Here is a 17,832-nt window from a genome sequence, read left to right on the forward strand (position 1 = left end):
GCTACTCCAGAAGCCGCCTCATGTCCTCGGGAAGTCCGGCCGTGAATTCCATCGGCTCTCCTGTCACGGGATGGGTGAAGCTTAAACGGCAGGAGTGCAGGGGCTGGCGGCTGATATACCGGTAATCCGGGTGATAGAGGAAATCACCGGGCAGGGGATGGCCGATGGATTTCATATGGACCCGTATCTGGTGGGTCCGGCCTGTTTCCAGCCAGAGACTGACACAGGATAGATCAAGATGTTCATTATAAGCAATCCGTCTGTAATGGGTACAGGCGGATTCTCCTTTTTCAAAATCCACCTGCCGTTCTATGGTGGAGCCTTCCACCCTGGCGATGGGGGCATCGATGGTTCCCATGTCCCTTGTCCTGCCGCAAACAATGGCCCTGTACTCACGTTTAATCCTACGGTTTAGCATATCATTGGAAAGGACGCAGGCGCTGAGCATGTGCCTGGCAAGGATGAGCAGGCCGGTGGTATCCCGGTCCAGGCGGTTGATGGCCCGGTAGGTGAAGGGTTCCCCTTTCTGGCTGTAATACCAGGCCACGGCATTGGCCAGGGTATTGTCATGATGGCCCTGGGACGGATGGATGGGGACTCCGGCCTCCTTGTTGATGACCAGTATGTCCTCATCCTCATATACGATGGAGAGGGGAAGGTTAACCGGTACAATGGACCGGGATGGATTGTCTTCTGTAAGAACCACTTTTAGGACCTCTCCGGGCTGCAGCCTGTGTATGGTATAAACCGGCTGTCCCTTTACGGTAAGGCTGCCCTCCGTATTGCGCAGATATACCACCAGGCGGTGGGAATAGCCCCGGCTTTTCAGGAATTCTTCCACGGTACAGCCGGTATATGGTTCTGTGATTGTGTATTCGATGCATTTCTTAATCATGGAATCTCCTGTTATCGGTATCTATAGTCACTTTCCAGGTAATTACCTGTCCATGTCCTCCTGGCGGTTCAGATGCTTTTTCTTGCTGGCCGCATGGTCCACAATGGAGTCTTTCTGGAGGAAGCTGGCGCGTTTGATGCTGTCAATGCCGTATTTGTTTCGTATTTTATCCACTGTTTTTTCGAATTCTTTTTTCTTTAACAGTCCGGGGTCGTCAAAAAGGCTGATTTGGGAAAATGAATCATCTGCAATCTTGCCCGCCCTGACGCCCATGAGCCGAAGGGGGGTCATGTCCCAGAAATCCTTAAGCAGCCGGCAGGAACATTCATAGAGCACGGAAGTGGAATCCGTTGGCTCTGCAAGGGTCATCTGGTGGGACTGGTTCTTAAACTCCCAGTCCCGCAGTTCCACACATACGTTGCTGCACAGAACATGGTCCGCCCTCAGCCTGGCCCCCACGGTTTCACAGAGGGACAGCAGCACCTGGCATGCCTTGTCATGATCAGAGATGTCCCTGGACAGGGTAATACTGTTGCCATAGGCTTTATTGACAGGGTCCCGTTCCTCAACCGGGTCCTCATCCACGCCATTGGCGTACTGGTGTATCAGGACTGCGTAACTTCTGCCCAGATGGGCTTTCAGCAGTTCCAGGTCGCAGGCAGCCAGCTGACCGATGGTATGAAGGCCAAGGGCCTCCATCTTTTTCTGGGCAGCGCTGCCCACGAAGAAAAGCTCGCGTATGGGCAGCGGCCACATTTTCCCGGGAACCTCATGGGGGAACAGGGTATGGCAGCGGTCAGGCTTTTCAAAGTCAGATGCCATCTTGGCCAGCAGTTTATTGCTGGAAATACCGATGTTCACGGTAAAGCCAAGTTCATTCTTAATCCGCTCCCGTATCTGGCTGGCAGTGGCCAGCGGATCCCCGAAGAGGTGGATGGTTTCCGTCATGTCCAGGAATATCTCATCAATGCTGAATTTCTCATGGTCAGGTGTGTATTCCTCCAGAAGTTCCATCATGCGCCTGGAACACTTAATATAGAAGTCAAAGCGTGAGGGGACAACGGTCAGGTTGGGACACTTGCGCCTGGCCTGGGCCAGGGGCTCCCCGGTGGTGACCCCGTACTTCCTGGCCAGGGGGGATTTGGCCAGTACAATCCCGTGCCTCATGCTGGCGTCCCCGCCGACAGCAGAAGGTATGGTGCGCAGATCCAGCGCATCCGGATCATGGCTTAACCGGTAGACACACTCCCAGCTTAAAAATGCAGAGTTAACGTCAATATGAAAGATAAGCCGCTCCCTGTCCCCATGTTCCATACCTTTTCCTGATCCTCTTTTATCCTGGGCATTCCCCATTGATACCACCGTCCTTTTTGTCCTTCCGGTCCACATGTATAAAGAAACATGCCGTCCCTGTCCCCGTCTGAAAACCTGGATCAGGAAAACAGAACATATATTCCCTTCCTACATTATAGTTTAAGGTTAACCGGGCATCTTGTCAATCCGTTTCATGGCAGGCAGATACGCCCTGATTCATCATCATGGTTTTTACAGGGAACGCGTAAGGAAAAACATAAGAAAAAGCAGAAGATAAGGCAGAAGCCCGGGAAATTGTTTCCCGGGCTTGGCCTGCGAGGGTGGAGTCCTCTTGCACCGCAATGACGCCGTGTTCCTATACATCCCCGGCATAATAGCTGATGATGCTCATATAATCCGAAGGAGCCGGAATATCCAGCACCAGCTTCAGATACCCCTTGTTGTCAGAATGCTGCCTGCGCAGGTCATCCTGAATACCATACTGTCTGCCTATATCGGTCCTCCTGCCATCTGGATGGATCATATAGACAGCGCCCTCACAGGCATTTACCGTACGCAGGAATTCTTCCACGTTAATGATACCCAGCTTAATCATAACAGAACCTCCTTTTTGCCGCCTGTCATCTTTGCTAATATCATTATAGTGCAGGATTCATGCGGTTTATATATCATATCTGCCCTGTAATATCATGATTCTGCCATCTTTTCCTATACTCCATGGGAGAGCACCCGAAGTACTCCTTGAATACACTGCCAAAGTAGCTGCTGCTTCCAAGTCCGCAGGCATGACTGACCGCCGTGACTGCGTCCTGGCCCTGTGTCAACATGCGGCAGGCCTGCTGGAGCCTGTAGTTCCTCAGATATCCTAAGGGCGTGGTGTGCAGGCATTCACTAAAGGTACGGTAGCATTCACGTTCACTGATAAAAGCAGCAGAGGCAATATCCTTGACCGAAACCTTATCCCAGAAATGTTCCTGTATGTATATGATCATCAATTTCAGCTTGTCATCCGTCTTATCCTTATCCCTGCCTTCTTTTAACAGGGGGGAGGACAGGGCGAATATCCTGGCCCATATATCAGACAGGGCAGAGCGCAGCTTTATCTCATAGGCATATTCACCGGAGGATATCTGAAAGGATTTCCTGATATCCTTAAGGATGGCATCCTGCTCCTGCTGGTTTGGATCCAGGCTGATGATCCCAATATGGGATGCGGTCGTAAGGGGCAGGATAAATTTCTTTTCAATCCGGCTCCCCTGAGACCCGCCGATGAGGGAAACGTCAAAAAGATGGTTCAGCTGGATTGTATTGGCAGCCCTGTCCTTGGATTTTGTCATGTGGAGCACATTGGAATTAACCATTCCCCCGGAGCCTGCGGGAAAAATCACCTTTCCTTTGGGTATATAATATTCAACCACGCCGGACTCAACATAAAATAGTTCCACTTCCTTATGCCAGTGCCAGGGCACAAAACGTCCGGCTTTCTGGATGTCAAACTCCATATAGGAACTGATATAAGGAAAATCAGGCATGAAGTCAGGCAGTATTTCTTCTTTGCTTCCTTCCCGGTATTCAATACAGCAGAAATTTTTCAGCACAGCCAGTCCCTCCTATTCATGAAGCTATTATATCACACCACAGAATAAATCACACTGCCTGTGAATACGATAAAATAAAGGCAAAGAGGCGGCAAATCATGAAGCAATGGATATTTACGGCTGCGTTATCGATATCCCTTGTCTGCGGGCATCTGGAGGCGGCAGGAGGGGAATATAGCATACGAAAGGAGCAGGCAGGGCAGGAGCAGGCAGTGCAGACACAGGAAGTACAGGGCCGGGCAGTGCAGACACAGGAAGTGCAGGGCCGGGCAGTGCAGGCGCAGGAAGTGCAGAGCCGGGCAGTGCAGGTACAGGAAGTGCAGAGCCGGGTAGTGCAGGTACAGGAAGCGCAGGGCCGGGCAGTGCAGGCACAGGAAGTGCAGGGCCGGGCAGTGCAGGTACAGGAAGCGCAGAACCGGGCAGTGCAGAACCGGGCAGTGCAGACACAGGAAGTGCAGGGCCGGGCAGTGCAGACACAGGCAGTGCAGGTACAGGAAGCGCAGAGCCGGGCAGTGCAGGTACAGGCAGTACAGAGCCGGGCAGGCCAGACACAGTCAGTGCAGGCGCAGTCAGGCCAGGCGCAGGCCAGCCAGACGGAAAATGCGGATTTCCTGAAACTGTACGCCCAGTCAGCTGTCCTGATGGACGGGAGCAGCGGCCGCATCCTGTATGGAAAAGGACAGGATATCATACGTCCCATGGCCAGCACCACAAAAATCATGACCTGCATCCTGGCGCTGGAGCTTGGTAACCTGGACGATAAGGTGACGGCTTCCTCCTATGCCGCGTCCCAGCCCAAGGTCCATCTGGGTGTGCGCTCCGGGGAAGAATACAGGCTGGAGGACCTGCTGTACGCCCTGATGCTGGAGTCCTATAATGACGCGGCTGTGATGATTGCTGAAAACATCGGGGGGAGCGTGGAGGACTTTGCCGCCCTTATGAACCAAAAGGCAGAGGAACTGGGATGCAGGGACACCTATTTCATCACGCCCAATGGACTGGACGGGGTAAAGAAGGACAAAGACGGCGTGGAACACATCCATTCCACCACAGCCGCCGACCTGGCGGCCATCATGCGTTACTGCGTCATGGAATCCCCAAAAAAGGAGGAGTTCCTGAGTATTACCAGGACCCAGAACCACAGCTTTACGGACAGCAGCGGCAGACGTTCCTACAGCTGTTTCAACCACAATGCGTTCCTGAATATGATGGAGGGCGTGCTGTCAGGCAAGACAGGGTTTACGGGCGGGGCTGGATATTCCTATGTGGGCGCCATGGAAAATGACGGAAGGACCTATGTCATCGCGCTGTTAGGATGCGGCTGGCCGCCGCACAAGACATATAAATGGGCGGACGCCAGGAAGCTGTATACATATGGGCTGGAGCATTTCCGGTTAAAAGACGTGTTCCGGGAGGAAGTCCTGCCGGATATTCCGGTCACAGGGGGATTGTGCTGGGAAGAGGAGGGAACATGCCAGGAATCCACAGGCGCAAGCCTTCACCTGAAGGAGGAGGAGATGCACCTGCCCCTGCTGCTGGGGGAGGATGAAGAGGTGCAGGTGACAAAGAAAATACCTGCCGTGCTCCAGGCCCCTGTAAGGGAAGGACAGAAGATTGGGACCATTGATTACAGTCTGAATGGAACTGTCATCAGGCAGTATCCTGTCTATGCTGACAGAGGGGTGGATAAGATGACATTTTCCAGGGTTGTTTGGCATATACTGGGGATTTTCATGGATTTTGGAAAGACTTACCACATTATTTAATCTTTTCTTACGAATCTTTGTATTATGTGAAGTTTCCTGCGTTTTTGTTGACATATGAAGCCTTTTGCCATTATAATAGGATTAATGTCATAAAATAGAAATTCATGATTTTATTGGTTATGAATGAAAATACAGGAGATATATACATAATGAAGGCAAAGAAATTAAAAAGGGGTCTGGCCCTTATGCTTGGGGTGATGATGGCAGCAAATCTTCCGGCATCCGTGGCCACGCCTTTTACAATGCTTAATTCCTATGCATATACAGGGTCCGCCACGGTAAAAGCCACATCACTGAATGTCCGCAGCGGCGCAGGCACCGGATATTCCTCCGTGGGAAGGCTGGCAGCAGGCGCTGCCATTACTGTTATTGGGGAGCAGCGGGGGACGGATGGCAATACATGGTATCAGATTCAATACACGGGAACCAACGGGGCGGTGAACACGGGGTATGTGTCATCCGTTTATGTGCGGCTCCCTGTTTCTTACACGACAGATTCTAATTTCGAGGCATATCTGAATTCCCAGGGATTTCCGGAGAGTTATAAGAACGGGCTCAGACAGCTGCACCAGCAGTACCCGAACTGGGTGTTTAAAGCCAAGAATACGGGACTGGACTGGAATACGGTCATTGAGAACGAGTCGGTGCTCAGCCGTAACCTGGTATCCTCCGGCAGCGTTTCCTCCTGGAAGTCGGTTGCGGACGGCGCTTATAACTGGGATAACAGCACATGGACCGGTCTGGACGGAAGCAACTGGGTGGCGGCTTCACCGGACATCATCCGGTATTATATGGACCCGAGGAATTTCCTGGATGAGACCTATGTGTTCCAGTTCCTTGCGCATGAATATAACCAAAGCACCCAGACCAGGGAGGGCCTTAACAGTATGGTAAACGGCACCTTCCTTTCCGGCAGCACCAACTCCACCGGGACAGGGGGAAGCGATTTCTCCGGCGGCCCGGGAGGCACGGGCGGTCCTGGTTCATCCGGCGGCCCGGGTAGCAGTTCCGGTTCCTCGGGCAGCTCATCAAGCGGCCCGGGAAGGGCAGGCACGTATGATGACAGCCAGCATGGTCCGGGAGTTTCTGGTTCCCCGAACACCAGCCAGCCGTCTTCGGACACCAGCCAGCCGTCTTCAGGCAGCAGCCAGCCATCCTCCGGCGGAGGCCAGGTCAGCCTGGAAGCGCCTCACGCATCCATCACGCCAAAAGAGCGCCGGTTTGTGGCTTCTAATGTAAGCCTGGTGGCGCCTGGACAGGATAATTCCTCTTCAGCGAATGGTCCGGTGGCAGTGGATGGCACGGGTTCCTCTGGCGATAGTCCGTCATCCGGCAACAGCCCGTCATCCGGCAGCCCTTCCGGATCCGGTCCGTCGGTGGGCACATCCCCCTCTGGCGGTACGCCATCCGGTACATCCCCGTCAGGGGCGTCATCCGGCGAGGCATCGCCCTATATTGACATTATCATGAATGCGGCATCCCAGTCAGGGGTCAGCCCATACGTGCTGGCCGCCATGATCTTACAGGAGCAGGGAAATAACGGCACCAGTCCCCTTATATCCGGCAATTATTCAGGATATGAAGGCTACTATAACTTTTTCAATGTGGAAGCATACCAGTCTGGTTCCATGTCGGCCATTGAGATGGGCCTGCGCTATGCATCCCAGTCCGGCACCTATGGACGTCCCTGGAATACCGTGGAGAAATCCATCCGCGGCGGCGCCCAGAATTACGGGGATAATTACGTGAAAGCCGGCCAGAATACATTCTATCTTAAGAAATTTAACGTACAGGGAAGCAATCCCTATAAGCACCAGTATATGAGCAATATACAGGGAGCTGCTTCAGAGGCAGCCAGACTGGCCCAGGCATATACGTCGGATATGAAGAATGTGGCCCTGGAATTCCACATCCCGGTGTTCAACAATATGCCGGAGCAGGCATGTGTGGCCCCCACCGGGGACGGAAGCCCCAATAACAAGCTTTCCGGGCTTGGGGTGGATGGATTTGGCCTGACGCCTTCCTTTAGCAGGGATACCCATGAGTATAACCTGATTGTGGATTCCTCCGTGGGCAGCCTTATGGTCAATGCCACGGCAGCTGATTCAAGCGCCAGGGTAACTGGGGCGGGAAGCATTTCCCTGCAGAATGCCAGCACGGATGTCATCATAACGGTAACTGCACAGAACGGTAATGTCCGGACCTACACCATCCATGTGGTGAAGCAGGACGGAGGGCCGACTTCCGGAAGCACGGGAAGCCCGGTGACACCGGGCGGTGGTTCAGGTTCCGGCAGTCCGGGAAGCCCCGGCGGCCCAGGCAGCTCAGGAGGACCGGGCGGTTCAGGAGGACCCGGCGGTTCCGGTCCGGCCGACAGCGGCAGCACTCCGGGCGGAAGCAATGTAACGATTGTACAGGTGCAGTCCTGATAAGAAATACATGATAATCTGAAAGTAGGAATAAATGATGATAAGACGAATGAGACAAGGGATTGCAGTCCTGATTATGGCATGCATGATTGCAGTCATGATGCCGGCCCATATGCTGACCGCATTTGCAGCCAATGCCAAAATAACATTTTCTGACCCTTCCGCCACCGTGGGAAGCCAGGTCAAGGTCAATATGAAGATAACCAGCAGCAGTAATCTTGCCAATGCAGATGTGATGCTGGCCTATGATTCAAGCGCGCTGGAATTTGTCAGCGGTACCAATGCGGACGGAGGCGCGGGTGCGGTCCGCGTCCACGGCGATGCGGGAACGCCCGGCACGGGGACGCTTGCATTTACCTTGCAGTTTAATGCCCTGACCGCCGGAACCAGTAAGATTACGGTGACCAGCCAGGAGATTTATGATTCCAGCTCCCAGCTGGTGACAGTGGAGCATGAGGGAAGTTCAACGGTAACCGTAGGCGCTCTTCAGACAGCATCCAAGGATGCCACCTTAAAGAGCCTTAAGGTTTCACCGGGCGAACTGACCCCGGCCTTTTCACCGGATGTGGATACCTATGCGGTGACCGTGGGGACGGATGTGGACAAACTGATTGTCTATGCAGATACTACAGACGGGAATGCCCAGAATGTAGTGGTTGGCAATGACGGGCTGCAGATGGGTGAGAACCGTGTTACCTGTAAGGTTACGGCCCAGGACGGCGAGACCACGAAGGAATATGTCATTGTGGTAACCAAGGCAGAGGGCGGCGCCAGCGCTGCGTCCGGAGATGCTTCGGCAGCCGAGGTGAAGATGGAGATTTCCAAGCGGGTCATCACCATATTACAGCCGGATGCATCGGTTGAGGTTCCCATCGGATTCAAACCTACTACCATTAACATTGACGGCCACAAGGTACAGGGCTGGGTATGGGGTGCTTCTGAGAAGCCTGAATACTGTGTTGTTTACGGTATGAATGAAGCTGGTGAGAAGAATTTCTACCGCTATGATATGAAGGACAACGAGCGGACCATCCAGAGGTATTTTGCGGATCCGGCTGCAAGCGACACGGTGAGCACGGACGTATTCAATAACCTGGCTGACCAGTACGACAGCATACGCGATGACTTCAACCTGTTTAAGATACTGCTGGCAGTCACGGTTGCCATTGCACTTGTGCTTTTAATCATCCTGCTTGTGGTTGTGATGAATAAGAAGGGCAGGGATGGAGGAACGGGTGGTGACGGCACCACAGGTTCAAGAGGCAGCAGGGCCAAAGCCGCCGCCAGGAAAAAGGACCAGCTTCCGTCTGAGGACAGCGAAGGGTATCAGGATTATGAAGATGACGGATACGGTGATGCCTTTGATGACCAGGAGGATGCAGACGGTTATGAGGATGATCCTGCTTACGATGACAGCCCCGCCAGCAAGTACCAGATGGATTATGAGGATGGGTACGCGGACGAAGACGGTTATGAGGACACGGATGACTACGTGGATGAAGACGGTTATGAGGATGCGGATGGACACGGGGATGCAGACCGCTATGAGGAGGCAGCCAGGCCGTCTGGCAGGCCGTCCCAGCCATTAAGGCCAGTGGAACCGCCTAAAGCGGTGCAGCCTCCAAAGGCAGTACAGCCTCCCAAATCAGTTGCTCCGCCAAGATCCTCCCAGCCGGCCCGCCCGGGCCAGCAGCCGGTAAGGCCGGCATCCGGCCAGCCCCAGCCAGCCCCGGCAGTACAGCGCCAGACCCCGGCAGCCCAGCCGGCCAGGCCAGGCCAGACATCTGAGCCGGTAAAGGCCCAGGTGGATGGGAATGATGATTTTGAGATATTCGATTTATAGTAAGGGAAACATATACAGATAAGGGATACAGCGTTCCGTGGCAGGCGGGGCGCTGTATTTTTTGTGGATTTTAGCACCTTTTTGGCTTAATGATAAATTTTTATTATCAAACCATTACAATATATAATTAGGCATACCATTTTGGATTTGTTATAATAATAACATAGGTTTAAAAATAGATTATATAATAAAGATGGATAACCAGTAAAGGAGGAGGCATTTCATGGGATATAAGGTTGGATTTAAGGATGCCGACAGGATTTTTGGGCAGCTTCAGGACGAGTATGAGATCTGGGCACCCAAGCGGTTTGTGGGAAAAGGAAGATATTCAGACACAGACCTGATTAAGTATGCCCAGGTGGCAAGTGCAGAGGAGATTGAGTACAAGGAGAAATCAGACTTTCCGGCAAAGGAAGTCTTAAGCCCCATAACCCAGTCCCTGTTTTATTTTACCGAGGATGAATTCATTGAGAGCAAGGCCGGCTCAAAGAAGCTCCTGATATTCATGCGTCCCTGTGACATCCATGCCCAGCATCACCAGGAAAAGATATACCTTCAGAACGGTGGTTTTGAGGATATGTATTATAAGAGGATGAATGAACGGGTCAAGATCGTCATGATGGAATGTCAGGAAGGCTGGGACACCTGTTTCTGTGTCAGCATGGGCACCAACAAGGCAGAGGATTATTCCATGGCAGTCCGTTTCGGTGAGGACGGCCTTTCCTTCCAGGTAAAGGATGAAAGCTTCGCCCCGTATTTTGAAGGCATGGAGGATGATGATTTCACGCCCGCCTTTGTGGAGGAAAATGAACTCAAGGTAACGGTGCCGGAGATTCCTGACAAGGAAATCCTTACAAAGCTGAAAGACCATCCCATGTGGAGACAGTACGACAAACGGTGTATCTCATGCGGAGCCTGTACCGTTGCATGCAGCACCTGTACCTGCTTTACCACCACCGACATCATATACAATGAGAATGCCAACGTAGGCGAGAGGAAGAGGACATCCGCCTCCTGCCAGGTAAAGGACTTTACCGATATGGCAGGCGGGATGAGCTTCAGGAACCGGGCCGGGGACAGGATGCGTTACAAGGTGCTCCACAAGTTCCACGACTACAAGGCGCGGTTTAAGGATTACCATATGTGTGTTGGATGCGGCCGCTGCATCGACCGTTGTCCTGAGTACATATCCATCGTGGCTACGGTGAACAAGATGGCGGATGCCATTGAAGAAATAAAAGCAGGGGAAAATGGACAGGAGAGGGGATAAGCCATGAAGAATATTGTAAAGCCTGTGGCATGTAAGATATTGGAAGTTAAGCGTGAAAGCCTTCACGAGTATACATACAGGGTAGAGACAGATATAAAGCCGGAACACGGACAGTTCCTTCAGCTTTCCATACCAAAGATTGGGGAAGCTCCCATCTCAGTCAGTTCCTTTGGGGACGGATACATGGATTTCACCATCCGCTCCGTGGGCAAGGTGACAGATGAGATTTTTGAAAAACAGGCAGGGGATACCCTGTTCTTACGCGGCGCTTACGGCAAGGGCTGGCCCGTTGACCAGTTTAAGGATAAGCACATGGTGGTGATTACAGGAGGGACCGGACTGGCGCCTGTAAAGAGCATGCTGAACAAGTTTTATGATGAGCCTGATTTCACAAAAAGCGTGCATCTGATCAGCGGCTTTAAAAATGAGGAGGGAATCATCTTCAAAGGTGATTTAGAGCGCTGGAAAGAGCGTTTCGACACCATCTATGCCCTGGACAAAGACCATAAGGACGGGTGGGAGACAGGATTCGTGACAGAATTCGTATCAAGGATTCCCTTTGGTGATTTTGGGGACGATTATGCGGTTGTGGTGGTAGGTCCGCCTCCAATGATGAAGTTCACAGGTTTCGAGGTCCTGAAGCAGGGCGTGCCTGAGGAGAAGATATGGATGTCCTTTGAGCGCAAGATGTCCTGCGCAGTGGGCAAATGCGGCCACTGCCGTATTGATGAGGTTTACGTCTGTCTGGACGGACCTGTATTCAATTATACACAGGCCAAATATCTGGTTGATTAAGAGAGGGGTGGCAAAGAATGAATCATGATATAGATATCAAAAAGGTAAGGATTAACTGCTTCAGGCAGTCCAAGGTGGCTGGGGAGTTCATGCTTCAGATGCGTGTACCCGGAGCCATGATAGAGGCAAAGCACCTGTCCATGGTGCAGGAAATCTGTGAGCGTTTCGGAAACGGGACCTTCCATATGGGCACCAGGCAGACCCTGGATGTACCGGGAATCAAGTATGAGAATATCGAAGAGGTAAATAAATTCATCAAGGGCTACATCAAAGAGGTTGATGTGGAGATGTGCGACGTGGATATGGAGGTCAATGACTACGGATACCCAACCATCGGCGCCCGCAATATCATGTCCTGTATCGGCAATGCCCACTGTATCAAGGGCAACATCAATACATACGAACTGGCAAGGAAGATTGAGAAAATCATTTTCCCCTCCCATTACCATATCAAGGTTGCGGTGGCAGGATGCCCCAATGACTGTGTAAAAGCCAACTTCAACGATTTTGGCATCATGGGCATCAACAAGCAGGATTATGATATTGACCGCTGCATCGGCTGCGGTTCCTGTGTGGAGGCCTGCCAACATCACGCCACCGGCGTGCTGAGCCTGAACAAGAACGGGAAGATTGACAAGGATGCCTGCTGCTGCGTGGGCTGCGGCGAATGTTCCTTAATCTGTCCCACCGGCGCATGGACCAGGGGAAGCAAGAAGCTTTACCGTGTAACCCTGGGCGGCCGTACCGGCAAGCAGAACCCAAGGGCAGGAAAACTGTTCTTAAACTGGGTGACAGAGGACGTGGTCCTTGGGGTATTCTCCAACTGGCAGAAGTTCTCTGCGTGGGTCCTTGATTATAAGCCGGAATATCTCCATGGCGGACACCTGATTGACAGGGCCGGGTACAAGGAGTTTGCAAAGCATATCTTTGAAGGCGTGGAGTTCAACCCGGAGGCCAAGGTGGCTGACAATATTTTCTGGGCTGAGAATGAGCAGAGGGGCAACATGCATGTGATGCCGCTGTCAGAGCATAAACATGCGGGACCTCAGGAGAAATAATAAGTAAGACGCGCGGATGTGTGCGGATGAGGCAGGAATCAGGAAGAAAAGATATGGGAGCCGGGCGGTTAAGCCCGGCTCCCGTGTTCATGCCATGACGTGTTGTCAAACTGTTTATTCACCGTTCAGTTTATGGTTTAACTTCTCATAAACCTCATGAATCTCATCCCCCTGCCGCATCAGTTCCTCCACATCCGGTTTCTCAATGTCATGTATCAGCACGTTCCTGGTCCTTCTGAGGGCGCCTATTTTGTTGGACAGGTCCTTGTCCAGGATGTCCATGCGCTTTAAGGTGTTGATATTGAAGGCACTGTAGGACTTGGGCGTGTTCCGGCCGGTGGCGCGGTTGAGAAGGTTCTCAAGTGGGACCCACTGGCCGAAGAAGTAGTTGACGGCCTGGCGGGTCTCCGGGTCGGAGACATCATCGCTGCTCCTTAATTCCTGGTAAACATGGTACCGCTTCTCGTTGCCGGTGATGATCTGGTCGATGATCTGCTGGGAAATGTTCCTGCGGTCTTTTTCAAATTTGACGGATTTCAGTATAGGCTCAATGTCCTTTACCTTGAAAAATTTTAAGCGGCTGAGAAGCTTGAACAGCAGTTCAATATTGCCCATACGCAGTTCAATGTCCTCTTCCTTAAAATGATTGCTCAGGTAATTGTACAGGTAGGAGGCCAGGTCGTACTGGCTGGTAAATGTGGTCTCCTTGTTCTTTATCCTCTCATTGCCCGCGCTCTGCAGCCGTTCAAGGGCAATCTCCCCGGTCAGCACCAGACCGTTAAGCTCATCCAGGATGGACAGCTCCTCGTCCGACAGGGCGCCCTGGAGGGGCTTGTAGATCAGGTCGTGCTCCACCTCGGACCAGGCGTGCATGAGGACGGAGGCTACCTGGATTTCAATGCGGGCCTGGACATACTTCTTCTGGCTGGGCGATATATTCTCTTCGCTGATATGTACCCTGTAATGGTTGGCCCAATAACCGGAAAAACGTTTGTTGTAAGTGGGTGTCTTGGACTGTTCCGGGAACTGCTTTTTCTCCATGACAGTAAAAAGGTCGCTGATAAGGGCGTCCGCCTTGTCGCGGTCACCAGGGAAATAGAGGGATACGCGGACACCTGCCAGGTCAAACATGTCATCGTATATCTCGCGCATGTTTTTGTAGGGGGTCTCCCTCTCGGCGTTCCGGTGGAAGGTCTTGTATTTCAGCCTTCCCGGGTTCTTGGCCCTGGAAGTGACAATGGCACGGATACCGGCAGACTGCAGTGCTGTCTCCAGCTGTTTCGCAGCCAGGCGCCCGGCATTTTCATAAAATGTGTATTTCTTCCTGTAATTTTCTATAAACTGGTTTACTAAATCCATGGTGGGCACCTCCCTCTTGAAACAGTATATCTTAAGGAGCAGAAGAATTCAAATACTTTCCAGTATTTTGAAATGGAAATTTCCGGCGGGGATTCCATTGTCCGGATGGGATGGGCGTAAATCCGTTTTCACATAAGTTGAGGAAAGGAATTCTCAAACATGTCCGAGTATGGTACAATTGTTACGGAGATAAGAAGGATGAAAGAGAGAGGGAACATGAAGCTGACAGAACTCAAATGCACTGCCTGTAACGGCAGCCTGAAACTGGATGAGAACAATCCCCATATAGCTGTCTGCGAGTATTGCAGGACACGCTATGTGCTGGAGGATGAAGGGGAAGGGAACGTACGGCTGGCCGGTGAACCGGCAAAGATGAATCATACCACCATCCGGCCGGAGCTTTCTAAAAAAGCCACTGGGTGGGAAGCCTACGGATGGAAGCGTGTTGCGTCCGCTCTGGCTGTATTGTTCCTGCTTGTGGTGGTGATATCCGGCCTGGCCGTAAATAAAGTCCGGAATGGGAAACATGCCCCGGCTTCCGGCAATCCGCCGTCTGCCACCAGGTATGCATGGAAAGGAACAGGCCGGGATCCTGAGGTGACGGCAGGAGCGGACGGGAAGGAAGCGCAAAAGGAAGAGCTGACAGGCATATTCGGGGATATGGCAGCCACTGCTTTTGGTAAGGCGGCAGATCTGCTCAGCGATGAGGAACTGGCCCGTTTCCGGTGGATTGAATATAAATATTCCGGCGACCATATCATGGTGGGATACAGCTTTGATGATCCCATGGAAAAGCCGGAGGCAGCCCTTACATGGCTGGAATTTGACAGGGACAGCGCAAAAATCAACAGTAAGGTCCTGTCCCGGTTTACCGGGCTTAAGTCCCTGAGCGCGGCAGGCTATCTGTCGGCAGGGGATATAATGGGGCTGGACCTGAAACGGCTCAGCTGCTACGGCAAGTCCCCGGGGGAGGTGGCTGCTTTGTTTGAGGACCCGGGACAGTTAAAGGAGCTTCGCATCAGCGCAGGACTTGAAAGCCTGGATGGGCTGGGCGCGCTGACGGGCGTGGAGAAACTGGCCCTCAAAGGCTCCGACCTGACGGATATCAAGCCTCTGGCCGCCATGAAGGGCGTCAAGTCCCTGACCCTTGAATACTGCAATGAATTAAAGGATTTTTCCGTGCTTTCCGTGATGGACTGGCTGGAAGAGCTGTCCATTGAATCAGAGGGGGTCAGGGATGCAGGTTTTGTGAAGGATATGCCAAAGCTTACGTCATTTTCACTGTCCAGGGCCAAGATACTGGATCTTGACAGCCTGAAGGGCAATACAGGCCTGACCTCCCTTTCCATTACAAGGTGCAGCGAGGTAAAGGACCTGAGCGCGGTATCCGGACTTACCGGGCTTGAGGAACTGTCCCTGGAGGTGCCTTACAACTGTGCCCAGCCGGACCTTTCCGGCCTCACCGGTCTGCGCCGCCTTAAGGTGAACGGCATGGACACGGTTTCCTACCTGTCAGGGATGGGAGGGCTTGAGAAACTGGAACTGGAATGGGTGGATATTGATTCCACGGCGCCCTTTGCAGGGCTTGCAAACCTGAAGGAATTAACCTGTTCCCGCATCCCGGATGAGACAAAGTGGGATTTTGTGGCCAGGATACCATCCCTGGAAGTGCTGAACCTCAATGGAATAAGGACCTATAAGGATATATCAGGCCTGTTCGGCATGCCCGCCCTGCGGGAACTGTATCTGAACGGGGTGGAGTGTGAACTGTATTTTTCAAAGATATCCCCCAATGAACACTTGGAGGTCCTTGAGATGGACGGGGTGAAGCTGTATGAGAATGTGAAGATCAGCGGCGGGGGAGGGATTGTATACGTGGATTACGATAAGGTGGACCTGAATGATAATACAGGTTTTTTGACCGCGTTCCCGGGAATCAGAAGGCTGAGCCTGGCAGATAACATGCTGACGGACATAAGCTTTGCAGCCTCCCTTCCCAATCTGGAGTATCTTGACATAAGTGATAATTATGTGACGGATATCAAACCGTTGGAGGGACTGGGCAGGCTTGGGACCCTTGACTGTTCCGGCAATCCGGTGGGGAACGTCCGTGTTTTAAGCGATGACGTGACAATACTCCAGTGAGTAAGTGTACACTAAATAATACAGTGACATTTGGGGTAAAATGTAGTATACTTCTAAACGAAATGAAACATTGACCATCATTTAACGAAAGGATGACTGAATATGTACTGTGTAAAGCGCATTAAAGACGACCTGTTCTGGGTTGGCGGGACAGACCGCAGGCTGGCATTATTTGAAAATGCCTTCCCTATTCCCCGCGGCATTTCCTACAATGCCTACCTGCTTGTAGATGAAAAGACCGTGTTATTTGATACCGTGGACCGTGCCATTAAGGAACAGTTTTTTGAAAACATAGAGGCTATATTAAAGGGACGCACCCTGGATTACGTGGTAGTGAACCACATGGAGCCGGACCACTGCGCCACCCTGGGAGAGATTGTACGCAGATATCCTGAGGTAAAGGTGGTCTGCAACCCCAAGACCGTTCCAATCATCAAGCAGTTTTATAACTTTGATATTGATTCCAGGGCCATGATTGTGAAGGAGAATGATACATTCTGCACCGGAAGGCATACATTTACCTTCATCATGGCTCCCATGGTACACTGGCCGGAGGTCATGGTCACATATGATACCACGGACAAGACCCTGTTTTCAGCAGATGCCTTCGGCACCTTCGGCGCCATGAACGGCAACCTGTTTGCGGATGAGGTTAATTTTGAGCGTGACTGGCTGGATGACGCCAGAAGATATTATACCAATATCGTGGGCAAGTACGGTCCTTCCGTGCAGACCCTGCTTAAGAAGGCGTCCGCCCTTGAAATCCATACCCTCTGCCCGCTCCACGGTCCTGTGTGGAGGAAGGACATTGACTGGTATGTGGACAAGTACCTGACCTGGAGCAGCTATGAGCCGGAAGAAAAGGCGGTCATGATTGCATATGGTTCCATCTACGGCAACACGGAGAATGCGGCCAACATACTGGCAGGGATGCTGGCTGACAGGGGCGTGAGGAATATTGCGATGTACGATGTTTCCTCCACCCATCCGTCCACCATGATATCCGAGGCATTCAGGTGCAGCCACCTGGTGATTGCGTCCGTTACCTATAACGGAGGGATTTTCAGCAACATGGAACATTTCCTCATGGACCTTAAGGCACATAACCTGCAGAACAGGACCGTTGCAATCATGGAGAACGGCTCATGGGGCGTGCTGTCAGGAAAGCAGATGAGGGAAATCATCGGCTCCATGAAGAACATGACAATCCTGGACGAGACAGTAACCGTAAAGTCCGCACTGAAGGAGGACCAGCTGGCCATTCTGGAGGGCATGGCGGACGCCATTGTCAGAACCATGAACCAGCAGTAGGATGGTAAGGATGTAAGAACGGTAAGGACGCAGGAACGGTAACGACGCA

At 52.2% G+C, this 17,832-nt stretch carries 13 protein-coding genes; 8 read left to right on the forward strand and 5 right to left on the reverse strand.

What is annotated here, in order from left to right; translation table 11 throughout:
• Position 1 precedes the first annotated feature (1 nt).
• The 4 genes from MCJ35_RS07440 to MCJ35_RS07455 form a co-directional block, all read right to left on the reverse strand.
• Entirely contained in the window at positions 2-895 is an 894-nt protein-coding gene (locus tag MCJ35_RS07440; RefSeq protein WP_008724954.1) for an RluA family pseudouridine synthase, read from the reverse strand.
• Positions 896-937: 42 nt separating this feature from the next.
• Positions 938-2,209: a DNA polymerase Y family protein gene (locus tag MCJ35_RS07445; RefSeq protein WP_025482208.1), complete on the reverse strand. Its 1,272-nt coding sequence runs from the start codon at positions 2,207-2,209 to the stop codon at positions 938-940.
• Positions 2,210-2,564: 355 nt separating this feature from the next.
• On the reverse strand, positions 2,565-2,804 hold the full coding sequence (locus MCJ35_RS07450; protein WP_025482206.1) for a hypothetical protein: 240 nt from the start codon (positions 2,802-2,804) through the stop codon (positions 2,565-2,567).
• Between the two features lie 73 nt (positions 2,805-2,877).
• Complete coding sequence (locus tag MCJ35_RS07455; protein ID WP_353656063.1) at positions 2,878-3,807, reverse strand: AraC family transcriptional regulator; 930 nt, start codon at positions 3,805-3,807, stop codon at positions 2,878-2,880.
• Between the two features lie 557 nt (positions 3,808-4,364).
• On the opposite strand from MCJ35_RS07455, the gene MCJ35_RS07460 reads away from it, so the two are divergent.
• From MCJ35_RS07460 to asrC, 6 genes are all read left to right on the forward strand, one after another.
• Positions 4,365-5,573 carry a serine hydrolase gene (locus tag MCJ35_RS07460; protein WP_240299788.1) on the forward strand — a complete coding sequence of 403 codons (1,209 nt, stop codon included), beginning with the start codon at positions 4,365-4,367 and terminating at the stop codon, positions 5,571-5,573.
• A 149-nt stretch (positions 5,574-5,722) separates the two neighbouring features.
• Complete coding sequence (locus MCJ35_RS07465) at positions 5,723-8,002, forward strand: SH3 domain-containing protein (protein WP_040382345.1); 2,280 nt, start codon at positions 5,723-5,725, stop codon at positions 8,000-8,002.
• Positions 8,003-8,036: 34 nt separating this feature from the next.
• Positions 8,037-9,845: a cadherin-like beta sandwich domain-containing protein gene (locus MCJ35_RS07470; RefSeq protein ID WP_240299427.1), complete on the forward strand. Its 1,809-nt coding sequence runs from the start codon at positions 8,037-8,039 to the stop codon at positions 9,843-9,845.
• 223 nt (positions 9,846-10,068) lie between these two features.
• Positions 10,069-11,115: an anaerobic sulfite reductase subunit AsrA gene (gene asrA / locus MCJ35_RS07475; RefSeq protein ID WP_025482199.1), complete on the forward strand. Its 1,047-nt coding sequence runs from the start codon at positions 10,069-10,071 to the stop codon at positions 11,113-11,115.
• Between the two features lie 3 nt (positions 11,116-11,118).
• Positions 11,119-11,910 carry an anaerobic sulfite reductase subunit AsrB gene (gene asrB, locus MCJ35_RS07480; protein WP_008724975.1) on the forward strand — a complete coding sequence of 264 codons (792 nt, stop codon included), beginning with the start codon at positions 11,119-11,121 and terminating at the stop codon, positions 11,908-11,910.
• 17 nt (positions 11,911-11,927) lie between these two features.
• On the forward strand, positions 11,928-12,968 hold the full coding sequence (gene asrC / locus MCJ35_RS07485) for a sulfite reductase subunit C (protein ID WP_008724977.1): 1,041 nt from the start codon (positions 11,928-11,930) through the stop codon (positions 12,966-12,968).
• Positions 12,969-13,082: 114 nt separating this feature from the next.
• Here the strand turns inward: asrC and MCJ35_RS07490 are convergent, their stop codons facing one another.
• Positions 13,083-14,327: a RelA/SpoT protein gene (locus MCJ35_RS07490; RefSeq protein WP_025482198.1), complete on the reverse strand. Its 1,245-nt coding sequence runs from the start codon at positions 14,325-14,327 to the stop codon at positions 13,083-13,085.
• 198 nt (positions 14,328-14,525) lie between these two features.
• Here MCJ35_RS07490 and MCJ35_RS07495 point away from each other — a divergent pair, with 198 nt between their 5' ends.
• Positions 14,526-16,472 (forward strand): leucine-rich repeat domain-containing protein, encoded by a 1,947-nt coding sequence (locus MCJ35_RS07495; RefSeq protein WP_240299428.1) that lies wholly within the window; start codon positions 14,526-14,528, stop codon positions 16,470-16,472.
• A 102-nt stretch (positions 16,473-16,574) separates the two neighbouring features.
• Positions 16,575-17,783 carry an FprA family A-type flavoprotein gene (locus MCJ35_RS07500; RefSeq protein WP_240299429.1) on the forward strand — a complete coding sequence of 403 codons (1,209 nt, stop codon included), beginning with the start codon at positions 16,575-16,577 and terminating at the stop codon, positions 17,781-17,783.
• Positions 17,784-17,832 lie beyond the last annotated feature (49 nt).

Source organism: Enterocloster sp. OA13, from assembly GCF_022440595.1.
GTDB classification, from domain to species: domain Bacteria; phylum Bacillota; class Clostridia; order Lachnospirales; family Lachnospiraceae; genus Enterocloster; species Enterocloster hominis.

Coding starts and splice junctions, on each gene's coding strand:
- MCJ35_RS07450 (WP_025482206.1), bottom strand. CDS start 2,804: ATGATTAAGCTGGGTATCATTAACGTGGAAGAATTCCTGCGTACGGTA.
- MCJ35_RS07445 (WP_025482208.1), bottom strand. CDS start 2,209: ATGGAACATGGGGACAGGGAGCGGCTTATCTTTCATATTGACGTTAAC.
- MCJ35_RS07470 (WP_240299427.1), top strand. CDS start 8,037: ATGATGATAAGACGAATGAGACAAGGGATTGCAGTCCTGATTATGGCA.
- MCJ35_RS07500 (WP_240299429.1), top strand. CDS start 16,575: ATGTACTGTGTAAAGCGCATTAAAGACGACCTGTTCTGGGTTGGCGGG.
- asrA (WP_025482199.1), top strand. CDS start 10,069: ATGGGATATAAGGTTGGATTTAAGGATGCCGACAGGATTTTTGGGCAG.
- MCJ35_RS07495 (WP_240299428.1), top strand. CDS start 14,526: ATGAAAGAGAGAGGGAACATGAAGCTGACAGAACTCAAATGCACTGCC.
- asrB (WP_008724975.1), top strand. CDS start 11,119: ATGAAGAATATTGTAAAGCCTGTGGCATGTAAGATATTGGAAGTTAAG.
- MCJ35_RS07465 (WP_040382345.1), top strand. CDS start 5,723: ATGAAGGCAAAGAAATTAAAAAGGGGTCTGGCCCTTATGCTTGGGGTG.
- MCJ35_RS07440 (WP_008724954.1), bottom strand. CDS start 895: ATGATTAAGAAATGCATCGAATACACAATCACAGAACCATATACCGGC.
- asrC (WP_008724977.1), top strand. CDS start 11,928: ATGAATCATGATATAGATATCAAAAAGGTAAGGATTAACTGCTTCAGG.
- MCJ35_RS07490 (WP_025482198.1), bottom strand. CDS start 14,327: ATGGATTTAGTAAACCAGTTTATAGAAAATTACAGGAAGAAATACACA.